This is a genomic window from Tissierella praeacuta DSM 18095 (assembly GCF_900128955.1).
GTDB classification, from domain to species: Bacteria; Bacillota; Clostridia; order Tissierellales; family Tissierellaceae; genus Tissierella; species Tissierella praeacuta.
Genome location: NZ_FQTY01000005.1, coordinates 57,594 through 70,499, shown reverse-complemented (window position 1 = coordinate 70,499; position 12,906 = coordinate 57,594). Strand labels below are relative to the sequence as shown.

General features: G+C 30.1%; 13 protein-coding genes. 12 read left to right on the top strand and 1 reads right to left on the bottom strand.

Annotated features, from left to right (window positions below; translation table 11 throughout):
* Window positions 1–100: 100 nt before the first annotated feature.
* The 9 genes from BUB33_RS07365 (at window position 101) to BUB33_RS07325 (ending at window position 10,058) form a co-directional block, all read left to right on the top strand.
* Window positions 101–1,969, top strand: coding sequence for a sensor histidine kinase (locus BUB33_RS07365; protein ID WP_072974931.1), 1,869 nt, complete (start codon window positions 101–103; stop codon window positions 1,967–1,969).
* A gap of 31 nt (window positions 1,970–2,000) precedes the next feature.
* Window positions 2,001–2,387 carry an iron-sulfur cluster assembly scaffold protein gene (locus BUB33_RS07360; RefSeq protein ID WP_234950012.1) on the top strand — a complete coding sequence of 129 codons (387 nt, stop codon included), beginning with the start codon at window positions 2,001–2,003 and terminating at the stop codon, window positions 2,385–2,387.
* A gap of 124 nt (window positions 2,388–2,511) precedes the next feature.
* The gene (locus BUB33_RS07355) at window positions 2,512–3,675 is read left to right on the top strand and encodes a double-cubane-cluster-containing anaerobic reductase (protein ID WP_072974929.1); all 1,164 of its coding nucleotides are present in this window, start codon (window positions 2,512–2,514) and stop codon (window positions 3,673–3,675) included.
* 16 nt (window positions 3,676–3,691) lie between these two features.
* Window positions 3,692–4,447 (top strand): acyl-CoA dehydratase activase, encoded by a 756-nt coding sequence (locus BUB33_RS07350; RefSeq protein ID WP_072974928.1) that lies wholly within the window; start codon window positions 3,692–3,694, stop codon window positions 4,445–4,447.
* A 169-nt stretch (window positions 4,448–4,616) separates the two neighbouring features.
* Window positions 4,617–6,644 carry a methyl-accepting chemotaxis protein gene (locus BUB33_RS07345; RefSeq protein WP_072974926.1) on the top strand — a complete coding sequence of 676 codons (2,028 nt, stop codon included), beginning with the start codon at window positions 4,617–4,619 and terminating at the stop codon, window positions 6,642–6,644.
* A 223-nt stretch (window positions 6,645–6,867) separates the two neighbouring features.
* On the top strand, window positions 6,868–7,146 hold the full coding sequence (locus BUB33_RS07340; protein ID WP_072974925.1) for an AzlD domain-containing protein: 279 nt from the start codon (window positions 6,868–6,870) through the stop codon (window positions 7,144–7,146).
* Between the two features lie 244 nt (window positions 7,147–7,390).
* Window positions 7,391–8,299 (top strand): AEC family transporter, encoded by a 909-nt coding sequence (locus BUB33_RS07335; protein ID WP_072974924.1) that lies wholly within the window; start codon window positions 7,391–7,393, stop codon window positions 8,297–8,299.
* 48 nt (window positions 8,300–8,347) lie between these two features.
* Window positions 8,348–9,556, top strand: a complete 1,209-nt coding sequence (locus BUB33_RS07330) for an EAL and HDOD domain-containing protein (protein ID WP_072974922.1) — start codon at window positions 8,348–8,350, stop codon at window positions 9,554–9,556.
* A 34-nt stretch (window positions 9,557–9,590) separates the two neighbouring features.
* Entirely contained in the window at window positions 9,591–10,058 is a 468-nt protein-coding gene (locus BUB33_RS07325; protein WP_072974920.1) for a hypothetical protein, read from the top strand.
* A 177-nt stretch (window positions 10,059–10,235) separates the two neighbouring features.
* On the opposite strand, the gene BUB33_RS07320 is transcribed toward BUB33_RS07325, so the two are convergent.
* On the bottom strand, window positions 10,236–10,991 hold the full coding sequence (locus BUB33_RS07320; protein WP_072974919.1) for an SDR family NAD(P)-dependent oxidoreductase: 756 nt from the start codon (window positions 10,989–10,991) through the stop codon (window positions 10,236–10,238).
* A 176-nt stretch (window positions 10,992–11,167) separates the two neighbouring features.
* On the opposite strand from BUB33_RS07320, the gene BUB33_RS07315 reads away from it, so the two are divergent.
* Genes BUB33_RS07315 through BUB33_RS07305 form a run of 3 tightly spaced genes read left to right on the top strand, consistent with a single transcriptional unit; the run spans window position 11,168 to window position 12,862 of the window.
* Complete coding sequence (locus BUB33_RS07315; RefSeq protein ID WP_072974918.1) at window positions 11,168–11,722, top strand: RNA polymerase sigma factor; 555 nt, start codon at window positions 11,168–11,170, stop codon at window positions 11,720–11,722.
* Complete coding sequence (locus BUB33_RS07310) at window positions 11,712–12,335, top strand: hypothetical protein (protein ID WP_072974917.1); 624 nt, start codon at window positions 11,712–11,714, stop codon at window positions 12,333–12,335. The genes BUB33_RS07315 and BUB33_RS07310 overlap by 11 nt, the downstream gene beginning before the upstream one ends.
* Complete coding sequence (locus BUB33_RS07305) at window positions 12,332–12,862, top strand: DUF4358 domain-containing protein (protein ID WP_115322110.1); 531 nt, start codon at window positions 12,332–12,334, stop codon at window positions 12,860–12,862. Before BUB33_RS07310 ends, BUB33_RS07305 begins: the two co-directional genes overlap by 4 nt.
* Window positions 12,863–12,906: the final 44 nt, after the last annotated feature.

Sequence of the window (12,906 nt, the reverse complement as noted above, 5' to 3'; positions counted from 1 at the left end):
TCCTTGATTTTTATTTTTATCCCTAAATGTCACTTATTGCCAATTTTTATAAGTATTGCTATAATAGTTCACATAAAGACATATTTTAGGAGGATAAATATTGAAAATAAATCCTGTAAGATTTAAATTGGTATTATTGATTTTTATTACATTAATTCCGTTATCAATATTAAACATCATAGATATAAGAAAAGATTTGGAAATAAATATGCAGGCAGAATTAGAAGCGAATCAGGAATATGCAGAAGTAATTAATACCTTATTTATGAATTTTTTAGAAAGAACTTGGTCAAATCAGTATGTAATTGGAAAGGCTCTAATTTCACAACCTAATCAGAGAATTCAGTGCCTGAGTAAATATCTTAATGATACATCTTTAGAAAATCAACTTTTCAAGATGAATTATTATTGGGCTACTCCTGAAGGTATTATGGATATAAGTTCAAAAGAAGAAGAACTATTAATAGATATAAAAGATAGGAGTATCTATCAAGAGATCATTAATGGAAAAGAAAAGGTAATAGGAAATTTAGAGCGTAGCACTATTAGTGGGGAATTGATAATTCCTATTGCAAGAGGAATCTTAGTTGATGGAGAATTAAAGGGTATAGTTATCAATACAATAAAAGCTAATGATATTAAACATATTCTTCCCATAAATAGAATAGTGGCAGGAAGTATATTTGGATTAGTAGACAAAGATGCAAATATAGTATACCGTAGTGGAGATAGTATATTAATTCCAAAAATAGAAGTAGCCAGTGAAGACTCTCCTACAAGAAAAGCATTAAGAGGAGAAATTATAAAGACTTATTCTCGATACTCTCAATCTGATGGAATAGAACGATTGGGAGTTGATTGTCCTATTAAGGAAATTGGTTGGGTCAGTTTTGTAGCTACACCTGTGGAAAAGGTGTTAGCAAATGGAAGGTATTCATCCATAAGAAATTTAACAGTATTTACTTTGATTTACATAATATCTTTTGCCATAGCAATATTAATGTCTAGTAATTTTATTCAATCAATTGAGAAATTAAAATTAGCAGCTCATAAAGTTAAGACTGGAGATTTAAATGTAAAAACAGGAATTAATGAAGAGGATGTTTTTGGTGATGTTGGGCAAGCTTTCGATAAAATGGTAGAGGCTCTCAATCAGAAGGCAATAGAAACAGAAGAATATAATCAATTGAAGTCTAATTTTTTAGCCACAATATCCCATGAATTTAAGACTCCTTTAAATATTATACTGGGGAGCATACAATTATTAGAAAATACAGATATGAATGATTTAGAAGAGTTTAAAAGATTATTTAATAAATATATTGGGATTCAGAAACAAAATAGTTATAGGTTACTAAGATTAATTAGCAATTTTATAGATATAACTAAAATTGAGAGTAGCAATGTCAAGATTAAATTAAGAAATAATGATATTGTGAAAGTTATTGAAGATATAACAATGTCCATTGTAGAATATACGAAGATGAAGGATATTAGTATCATATTTGATACGGATGTAGAAGAAAAGATAATTGCCTTTGATATGGATATGATGGAGAGAATTATGTTGAATTTATTATCAAATGCAATTAAATTTACAGAAAAGGGAGGGGAAATTCAAGTCAACATTTATGTTGAGGAAGAAAAAGTTATTATTTCTGTTAAAGATAATGGAATAGGAATTCCTCAAGATAAATTAGAAATGATTTTTGACAGATTTGCCCAAGTAGAAAATCCTCTTAGGAGAGGAGTAGAAGGCTCAGGAATTGGATTATCTTTAGTTAAATCCTTGGTAGAATTACATGAAGGTTCTATATCAGTGCATAGTGAACTTGGCAAGGGAAGTGAGTTTATAATGGAATTACCAGATAGAGTTATTGATGATAATAGTATGGAAGGATATAGGGAGGAAGGATGTTATTCAGAAAAGATACATGTGGAATTTTCCGATATCTATGTGGTAAAATAAGATGTAGATAACATTATTATATAAACAGGAAGTGATTAGATTGTATTCAGAGTACTCAATGAAAGTAATAGAGCATTTTATGAGTCCAAGAAATGTAGGAAGCATGAGAGATCCTGATGGGGAAGGAACCTTTGGTGATTTAAAATGTGGTGATTCCTTAACTATTTATATTAAGGTAAGGGATAATATAATAACAGATATTAGTTTTTTAGTATTTGGGTGTACTGCTTCTATAGCAACAAGTAGTATGATAACAGAAATGGCAAAGGGAAAGACCATAGAAGAAGCCTTAGCTATTACGGAAAAAGAATTAATAGATGCCTTAGATGGTTTGCCACAAAGCAAAATTCACTGCTCAGTTCTTGGAGTTAAAGGATTAAGAGCTGCAATAGAAGATTATTTGAAGAAAAAGCAATAAGATTAATTAAAATAAGTTTTATCTATATTAAAACATCTATCATTGATAAAAACAATTGGTAGATGTTTTTTTTACATGGTAGACTTTAAAGTGTATGTAACTTTATAAAAGGAGTGTGTGAAATATGAGACCATCAATAATGGAAGAAGTTGAAGGATTAAGAGGTGTAAACTCAGTTAAAATCAAAGAAGCACATGAGTCTGGGAAAAAAGTTGTAGGAATGTATTGTGTATTTTCACCTTCAGAAATAGCATTAGCAGCAGATGCAATACCTGTAACATTATGTGGTACAACTCAAGCACCTATAGAAGATGCAGAAAAAGAACTGCCAAGAAATCTATGTCCACTTATAAAATCCAGCTACGGATTTGCCATTACAGATAAATGCCCATATTTCTTTTTCTCAGATGCACTTTTAGCAGAAACTACTTGTGATGGGAAGAAAAAAATGTACGAATTGATGGGAAAAATAAAACCAATGCATATAATGAATTTACCACAAACGGCAAATGATAAAGATTCATTAGATTTATGGAAAAAGGAAATGATTAAGTTTAAGAATTTTTTAGAAGAACAATTTGAAGTAGAAATAACAGATGAAAAATTAAGAGATGCTATTAAGCTTATGAATAAAGAAAGAGACGCAATGAAAAGATTACATAAATTAAATGCTCATAAGCCAGCTCCTTTATCAGGAATGGATATGATGTTAGCTCAATGGTTAAAAGGCTTTAATGTAAATAAGGAATCGGGAATAGATTTAATAGAAAGATTAATAGCTGAAATAGAAGAGCGTATGGAAAAAGGCATATATGCCTTTGATGAAACAGCACCCAGAATACTACTTACAGGTTGTCCAATAGGTTCTGGATCGGAAAAAGTACTTAAGGCATTAGAAGAAGCAGGTGCATCAGTAGTGGCTCTAGAAAATTGTACTGGATACAAGGGATTAGATGTTATGGTAGATGAAGAAAAAGATCCTATAACTGCATTGGCAGAAAAATATCTTTCTACACCTTGTTCATGTATGACGAATAATAATGGAAGATTAGACTTAATAGAAAGATTAGCTAAAGAATATGATGTAGATGGAGTAGTAGATTTGACTTGGCAAGCATGTCACACCTATAATATAGAATCATTTACAGTTAAGAAATTTGTTCAAGAAGAATTAAAATTACCCTTTATTCAAATAGAAACTGATTACTCAGATTCAGATACTGGACAAGTAAAGGTAAGGGTAGAAGCTTTTTTAGAAACAATAGAGAAACCAGCAACTGCAAAATAGTAAAGGATGATAAAAAATGCATTATATTGGTATAGACATAGGTTCCACGGCTGCAAAGGTTTCCGTATTTAATGATATTGATCTAATGGAGAACTTTACTATGCCTACAGGATGGAGCAGCATAGAAACCTCAAAGGAAATTAAAGAAAGGTTAGAGAAAAGTAATATAGAAATAGATAAATCAAAGGTTATAGCCACAGGATATGGTAGAATTTCCGTACCCTATGCAGATAAAACCATTACAGAAATTACTTGCCATGGCAAAGGAACTCACTATTTATTAGGTAAAGATTGCACAGTTATAGATATAGGTGGACAAGATACTAAGATAATTACCTTAGAAAAAGGGAAAGTATCTAATTTTACCATGAATGATAAATGTGCAGCAGGAACGGGAAGATTTTTAGAACTAATGGCAAATACTTTGGGAGTCAGTATAGACGAATTGGGAAGAATGGCATTGTCTGGAGAAGATATAAATATTACCAGCATGTGTACAGTATTTGCTGAGTCAGAAGTAATAAGTCTTATAGGTTCTGGAACTAAAAGAGAAAGTATAGCAAGAGGTATAGTAAATTCAATTACAGGAAGAGTATATGCACTTTTACACAAACATGGTGCTACTGATACTGTATTTTTAACAGGAGGACTATGTGAGGTAGAATCTTTTACCCATTTGCTTTCAGAGAAGCTAGGGGTAAAAGTACAAACAAGTCCATTGGCAAGATATGCAGGATCTATAGGAGCTGCCCTATTATCTAAAGATATATAAATAACAAAGGAACAGGTTTTCCGTTTCAAATTGGAACGGAAAACCTGTTCCTTTATATAAGTAAAAACAATATAAAGAAATATATAATAGATAATATTAATGGATTTTAAAATAGTGTCGATATATATATTAAGGTTGGTTAAAATAATAACAAGGGGGACTATAAAAGATGAAAGAAGAGGTAGTTAGACCTGAAGACAATAAAAGAGTAAAAAGACAAAAAAGCATTAAGACAAAGCTAATTATACTTTTATTGTCCATATCTGTAATTCCCATAGTATTATTAGGTATTTTGTCATATCAAACATCCTTTAATATCCTATATAATAAGCTCAAGGTTACATCTTTGCAAAATATAGAGCAGGTTCAAAATTCTATAGATTTTTCTTTTGGACGATTTGAATCAATTGTTAATATATTTGTAGAAGATAAATTATTTAAAGATGTTTATTTGAATAGAGAGTTTACAGATGAAGTTTTTGAAAGATTAGGATATGCACAGAAATCAGATCCTGCCATTCTTGGAGCATATATTGGGTTAGAGAACAAACAGACTATATTATATCCAGAAACTCAATTAGCACCAGATTATGATCCTACAGATAGGGATTGGTATAAAGATGCAGTAGCAAATAAAGGAAAATTAACTTATTCAGACCCATATATAGATGCCTTTACAGGAAAAGATATAATTACTATTTCTAAGACTGTAGAGATAGACGGAGAGATTATTGGAGCAGTTGCCATAGATATAGCATTAGAGGATTTATCTAATATATTATCATCTATAAAGATAGGAGAAAATGGATATCTTCATGTCATTGATTCAAGAGGTATAACAGTAGCTCATCCAGATTCAGAGGAATTACGTGGTGAGTCTGCTAAAGAAATGCCATGGTGGGATGATGTTTCTGGGGAAGAAATGAATTTTAATGTATATGAGATAAATGGTAAAAAAGAGTATATTGGTCATACTACGGATACAAAAAGAGGTTGGAAAATAGTAGTTGATTTAAATGAAAAAGAACTATTGGATGATACAAATAAGATAAGATTGACCAATGGAATTATGGTAATTATTATAGCAACTATTGCTGTAGTTATAGCATTATTTGTAGTAAGATGGATAAATAAGAATATTAATAAATTATTATATGGCTTCCAAAAAGTATCAGAGGGGGATTTATTATTTCGTACTGATATAGATACAGGAGATGAATTTGAAGATTTAAGCAACGGGTTTAATGATATGATAAATACTATTAGAAACTTAGTAAGGGATATAGGAGAATCTTCAAATATTATATTAAGTACATCGGATGTAATGAGTACATCTGCCAATGAGGCTTCTATAGCCATAGATGAAATAAGTATAACCATAGATCAAGTAGCACAGGGGACAGTATCTCAGGCAGAAGATATTAATGATGGAGTAGAAGGAGTAAATAAATTAGCAAAGGAAATTGAAAATATTGAAGAGTTAGCCAATAATATGAATACAATATCATTAGAAACAAATGAATTGAGTCAAGATGGATTAAAGCAGATGAATAAATTAATAGGAAAAACTGAAGAAGCAAATAATAAAGCTAAGGATATGTCAGTAGCCATAGGGGAAATGAATGGAGTAACTGCAGAGATAGGACTTATAACAGATACTATAAATGAAATATCTGCTCAAACCAATTTATTAGCATTAAATGCAGCCATAGAGGCAGCTAGGGCTGGAGAGGCAGGAAGAGGTTTTTCAGTAGTTGCTGATGAGATAAGAAAGTTAGCTGAGCAATCTGGAGACGCTACATATCAGATTCAAGCTTTAATAGAGAAGATAAAGGAAGGTTCAAGATTAGTAGTAGAAACCATGGACGATACTCAAATGGTAGTTACTGAACAAACAGAATTTGTAAATGAAACAAGAGAAATATTTAATATGATTATGGAGTCTATAAACAAGTTAATGATAGGAATAGGGAAAATAAAGGATTCCATAGATCAAACAAATGAAAGTAAAGATAATATAGTAAATAGAATGTTAAATATATCTTCTATAGCTGAGGAAAGCTCTGCAAGTACAGAAGAAGTATCAGCATCGGCAGAGGAAATAAATGCAACTATGACAGAATTCAATGAAACAGCATTGCAATTAAAGGAGCTAGCAAGGGAATTAAAAGACAAATTAAATATATTTTCAATATAATACTATCCTTAACAACTTCATTTTGGTGTAGTCATCAAAAATGGAGTTGTTTTTCTTCTTGTATTTTTATGATAATACTAATATAATATAATATTATTAATTTTCTATTACGCTAAGGTAAAAAAGGGGATGATAATATGAATATAGAAAAAGATAGAATAAAAAAGTAAAACAAGGAGCTATAGCATCTCTACCAATAGTTATAGGATATTTTCCCATAGCCATGACTTTAGTTACTTATTTGCCAAGACTGATGCCCCTAATGCTGCTGAGTAATAGGAAAGTAAATAAACATATAAAACAATTTTTATTATATATACCTTATACTTCTTTGAGTATTCTAATAATAAGAGGAATAATAACTGCTGCAGATGGAGTAAAGATGGCAACTGTGGCAGGTGTTGGAATTGCAGCTATTATATCATATATAAAGGGGAATCTGGTTTTATCGGTTTTAGCAGGGATATTACTGTCATTTTTAACGATAAATACCCTAGTATAACATGAAACTGTTTACTATCTTTTATCAAGGGTATATCATTATCACCTAGAGAAAATAATAAATTTATATATTTGATAATTGAAGGGAGAACTCATATTATAGAGCAGAGGGCAATTTATATGGTACAGTTACATTAGATTAAGAGGAAGATAATAAGAGAAAGCAGAATAGCTAGGTAAAATTACCTAGTTTTCTTTATAGAAAAAATATATAATATAATTAATTGAAACTAAGGGGGAAAAATATGCAGACTTCTTTTGTAATACAGCAAGTTGTAGTTTTAGCCATATTAATGGCAATAGGGTATATAGCAACAAAGAAAAATATAATAAACGACACTATATCTAAGGGTATGACTCAAATTCTTACGGCAATAGCTTTACCTTCCCTTATAATTTCATCCTTTAATATGAGCTATTCTAATGATACATTAAAAGGAGTAGTATTAATATTTATATATTCCATAGGAATACACCTTCTTACTATATTAATAGCTAAACTCTTTTTTATAAAATATCCTAAAGGTAAAAATGAAGTGCTTAGATTTGGAACCATATTTCCTAATTCTGGATTTATGGGACTTCCTCTAATATTTGATTTATTTGGGCAAGAGGCAGTTCTATATGCATCTGTATTTATGATTCCTTACCATACTTTATTATGGACATATGGTGAAGGTATACTTTCAAAAGAAAGGACAGAATCTCCTATTAAAAAATTAGTAACTACTCCAGCATTAGTTGCTGTAGTCTTAGGTACAATATTATTTATATTAAAGATTCAATTGCCATATGTAATAAATAAGCCATTATCCATGTTTTCAGCACTTACTTCACCATTATCTATGTTAGTCTTAGGAGAGAAAATAACAAAATTAAAGTTTAAAGAAATAATAGGAGATAAAGATATATATTATGGTTGTTTTGTTAGGCTTTTAGTATCTCCCATTATATCATTAGCTGTACTAAAGGCTGTAAATGCACCGGAATTACTTACAAGTATTATAATTACTATGCAATCTTTGCCATCAGCTATACTCCTTGTAGTTCTAACTCAAAAGCATGATGGAGAAATAGAGTTTGCATCTAAATTTACCATAATAAGTCATATTGTATCTATAGCCACAATACCATTAATTTCAATGTTTTTATAATATAATACTAGATGTCTATTTTATATTTATATAATAAGGGGAGATTTTATGTTTATAGCTAGACAGCCTATTTTTAAAGGGAATTTAGATGTTTATGGCTATGAGTTATTATTTCGTTCGGATATACAGTCTAAAAGTTTTGACGGAGTATCATCAATGAGTGCAACTGCTACAGTAATTGGCGGATTATTTGAATCAGGAATGGATAGTATAGTGGAAGATAAATATGCATTTGTTAACTTCGATGAAAAGTTTATTTATTCCAATGCAATAGAATTAATAGATTCCCATAGACTTGTAGTGGAAATGCTGGAAGATGTTAAAGTAGATGAAAAGCTAATAGGACGGCTAAAAGACCTTAAGAAAAAGGGGTATAAAATAGCCCTTGATGATTTTGTTGAAGAATATAAAGAATATCCTTTAGTACCGATTGCAGATATTATTAAATTTGATTTAATAGTAACTCCATTAGAAGCCATTAAGAAAGATGTAAAACTGGCTCTTTCACAAAATAAAATTTTATTGGCAGAAAAGATTGAAACAAAGGAAGAGTTTTTAAGAGCTAAGGAAATGGGTTTCCATCTGTTTCAAGGATATTTCTTTAGTAAACCTAGCATTACTAGAAAAACTCCTAGCAAAAGTACATCTAAAGCTCAGTATTTTCGTATAATAAAGGAATTGAAAAAACAAGAAGTATCCTTTGATAATTTAGCAGAAATGATTCAGCAAGATGTAAATTTATCTTATAGACTTGTTCGTGCAGTGAGTTCTAGGGCTGGGGAAGATTTAATTCATTCAATAAAAAGAGCTTTAACTTATATGGGTACCAAGGAGATTGAAAGATGGTTAAATGTATTGATGCTTCAAGATGTAGGAAAGGAAAAGCCTAGAGAATTAATTAAACTATCTCTAATTCGTACAAGATTTGCAGAGTCAATTGCCTTATGTAGTGGATTTGGGAAAATAAAAGATGAAGCAGCTATGATGGGGTTATTTAGTGTAATTGATGCTATGTTAGATCAAACTATGTCTGAAGCATTAAAAGACATAGCTATTTCAGACTCTATATTGGAAGCATTGATTTACAATAGAGGAATTTTATATCCCATATATGAGTTAATGTTAGCATATGAAAAGGGTGATTGGGCACAAGCAATAGAAGTTTCAAGAGACATAAAGGTAGATGCAAGTATTTTATATCAAGAGTATATAGAGGCAATTCAATGGGCAAATAAGGTTTTAAAAGAGATAATGTAAATATTGTGATTTAAAGAGTAAGGAGATGAATAGTATGAAAATCATTAAAACAGCAATAGTTGTCGTTATAATTGTTTTAATATTTAATGCATTAGGTATGTTTAATGCTGAAACTAGCCAAAAAGTTGATAATGCAGTAGAGATGGGCAAGATAAAAATAGGTGAGTTTAAATATAAGGATAAACCAATAGTAGATATGTCATTAAAAGAGTTATCTTCTAATATTTCATCAGATATTAAATATTTAAAGGAAGAGGTAATTACTGATGATGGAGTTAAATTATCTGGCAAAGGATTGACTGTAACTATTAATCCTAAAAAAGATAAAATTCTCGTTGCTCAAGTTGATGCTACGGAAACCAAAGCCGTAGAGTCTATAGAAAAACTTCTCTATGATTTGACTAAAAAAGATATTAAAATTCCAGATGAATTTTTAAAGAAGACTAATCTTAATGTAGTTGTGGAAAAAATAGATGGAGAGTATAATGTGAAGTTTAAATAAATTGCCACAGGAGACGGTCAATACCACTTTAGCCATTGCAGTAGTAGCACCTTTAATTGGTACAGCTATAGCTACATATGTATAAAGGTTCATATAAAGAAATAATTCAAGAAATTATGTCTAAAGGAATTGGAATTTATAAAAAACTAGGTGAAATTCACCTAGTTTTTTTACTGATTAATATGCAGTCCAACCAGCATCGGCTACAATAGTAGCACCATTGATTAAGCTAGATTCATCTGAAGCTAAGAATAATGCTATATTTGCAATCTCCTCTGGAGATCCAGATCTTATATTATTTCCAGTACCAGACATAATTCTTTCTACCCCAAAGGTATTGGGTTTTTGATTTGAAGTTATTTCTGTATCTACTCCTCCAGGACATATAACATTACACCTAATTCCTTTATTAGCATACATGAATCCAATATTTTTCGATAGCCCTACAAGTCCAAATTTAGATGCAGTATAAGCAGCACCACCTCTAGCACCATTTAGTCCACCTATTGATGCAACATTAACTATATTTCCACTTTCAGCTTGAATCATAAAAGGAATTATTTTTCTAGCCAATTTCATAGGAGCTGTAAGATTTATATCTAATATATTTTCCCAAAGCTCATCAGATAAATCATGGACAGGTGTAAAGTTATCAAGATTTCCTGCATTATTAACTAAAACATCAATTCTTCCAAAGTTTTTAATTATATAATCTACTAACTTGTCCATGTCTTCTTGCTTAGACACATCTCCTTCAAAAGGAATGATTATTCCATTATATCCAATAGTGGAATTTACAAGTTCTTCTAACTTATTTATTCTTCTAGCTACAGCAACCACCCTTGCACCTTCCTTAGCAAATAGCAAAGCTATTTCTTTGCCTATACCAGAACTAGCTCCTGTAACTAGAACAATTTTTTCATCTAATCTCATTTTTCACCTCCAAAATATTCTATATTTATTTTCTCCTATTTAGTATAGAAAAGTCAAGAACAATTTTGATTTACATATTTAAGGGGTATTTTATAGCAAATTAAAAAATATTAAAATTTACTGTAACTTTTTATCTTTTTATACGAATAATATATGAAAGACAATGGAGGACTCTAATGTTAGATGATAAAATTCTTTATAAAAGTTTTCTTGAAGGCAGTATAAGTTCCTTCGAAACCCTTGTGCTTAGACATAAGGATAATTTAATATATTTTATTTCTCGATATACTGGGGATATCTTTGCTGCTGAAGATATTGCACAGGATGTATTTGCCTATGTCTATGTTTACAAGGAAAAGTATAATTTTGACTATTCCTTTAAAACTTATATATATACATTAGGAAGAAATAAAGCCATAGATTATGTAAGAAAGCAATCAAAGCTAAAGGTAGTACCCTTTGAAAGAGATAATGAAATATTAGTAGATAAAGATAGTATAGAAGAAAAAATAATAAAAGATGAAGAAAAAAAGCTCCTTCTTGATAGTTTAAAAAAGTTGAAGCCTGATTATGAAAATGCTATTTATTTGGCTGACTTTGAAGAATTATCTTATGGAGAAATATCAAAAATTCTAGGAAAAACCTTAGGACAGACAAAAGTATTAATCCATAGAGCTAGAAAAGCTCTCAAAGAAATATTTGAGAAAGGAGCAGAAAAAGATGAAAGCTAATAGGGAATTCCTAGAAGGGATATATAAGAAGGCAGAATTATTAGAGAAAGAAAAAATCAAGAAAAGTACAATCTATAAAAGATATGTAAAAATCTCATCTATGGCAGCAGCTATAGCTGTAATAGTTTCTTTAATATTATTTAGGGGACAAATTTCAATTCCAAAAGACTATAATGAAATTCCTCAAGTAGTGAGGATGTTTACCTTAAATGATCCGATGGTTAACTTCTATGAGGCAGATTATGTAGTTATAGGAGAAACTAAAAAGATTAATAAAAGTCAATATGTAAAAGAAGACAATTATATATATACAGATATTACCATAGGCGTTGATGAAATATTTTTAGGAGATATTCATAATGATGAAATTATACTTAGGATAAAGGGAGGGAAAGTAGAGAAGGAAAAGGTTTTTTCTCAAATGGAAGGTGAATTTAAGAAAGGAAAGAAATCTTTATTATTTCTTCAGAAAGAGAAGGGAATATATTATTTAGTAAATGGTGATGAAAGTCAATTTTTGGAAATAGAAAAAGATATTTTTATAGATAAGCAGGGGAATAAATATAATATGGACAATATAAAAGATAATATAGATAGGAGAGAAGTAAATTGAAAAAGGTATTTGGATTATTTTTGGCTATGATAATGATGGTTACATTTTTAGGAGGTTGTGCTACAAAAGAAAATGGAAGTAAGGTAGTAGATTTAAAGGAAGTACATGTTGCAGTTAAGGAAGCCCTTGGTGAAGATTATTATCCAGATAGAGAATTGACTACAGAAGAAATAATGAATTTTACAGGGATAAAAGCAGAAGATATGGAAACTTTTATAGCAGAATCACCAATGATAAATGTCAGTGTAGATACTTTTATAGCAATTAAGGCAAAGGAAGGGAAGGGAGATATTATAGAGGAAGGTCTAGAGAAATACAGAAAATATCTTATAGAAGATTCCTTCCAATATCCTATGAATATTGCTAAGGTAAATTCCTCTAAAATAGTAAGACATGGAGATTATCTTTTCTTTCTAATGCTTGGGAAATATGATGATAGAGAAGAAGCTACAGATGAAGAAAGACTAGAATTTGCTAAGGCAGAAATACAGAAGGTAGAAGATGTCATCAATAAATTTTTTGAATAAATTATAATCTAGTCTGGTTTTATCAGGCTAGATATTTTTTAATG

Bases quoted from the DNA above. Each gene is read 5' to 3' on its own strand.
- BUB33_RS07355 (WP_072974929.1), top strand. From the start codon at position 2,512: ATGAGACCATCAATAATGGAAGAAGTTGAAGGATTAAGAGGTGTAAAC.
- BUB33_RS07310 (WP_072974917.1), top strand. From the start codon at position 11,712: ATGAAAGCTAATAGGGAATTCCTAGAAGGGATATATAAGAAGGCAGAA.
- BUB33_RS07345 (WP_072974926.1), top strand. From the start codon at position 4,617: ATGAAAGAAGAGGTAGTTAGACCTGAAGACAATAAAAGAGTAAAAAGA.
- BUB33_RS07335 (WP_072974924.1), top strand. From the start codon at position 7,391: ATGCAGACTTCTTTTGTAATACAGCAAGTTGTAGTTTTAGCCATATTA.
- BUB33_RS07330 (WP_072974922.1), top strand. From the start codon at position 8,348: ATGTTTATAGCTAGACAGCCTATTTTTAAAGGGAATTTAGATGTTTAT.
- BUB33_RS07340 (WP_072974925.1), top strand. From the start codon at position 6,868: ATGACTTTAGTTACTTATTTGCCAAGACTGATGCCCCTAATGCTGCTG.
- BUB33_RS07350 (WP_072974928.1), top strand. From the start codon at position 3,692: ATGCATTATATTGGTATAGACATAGGTTCCACGGCTGCAAAGGTTTCC.
- BUB33_RS07315 (WP_072974918.1), top strand. From the start codon at position 11,168: ATGTTAGATGATAAAATTCTTTATAAAAGTTTTCTTGAAGGCAGTATA.
- BUB33_RS07325 (WP_072974920.1), top strand. From the start codon at position 9,591: ATGAAAATCATTAAAACAGCAATAGTTGTCGTTATAATTGTTTTAATA.
- BUB33_RS07320 (WP_072974919.1), bottom strand. From the start codon at position 10,991: ATGAGATTAGATGAAAAAATTGTTCTAGTTACAGGAGCTAGTTCTGGT.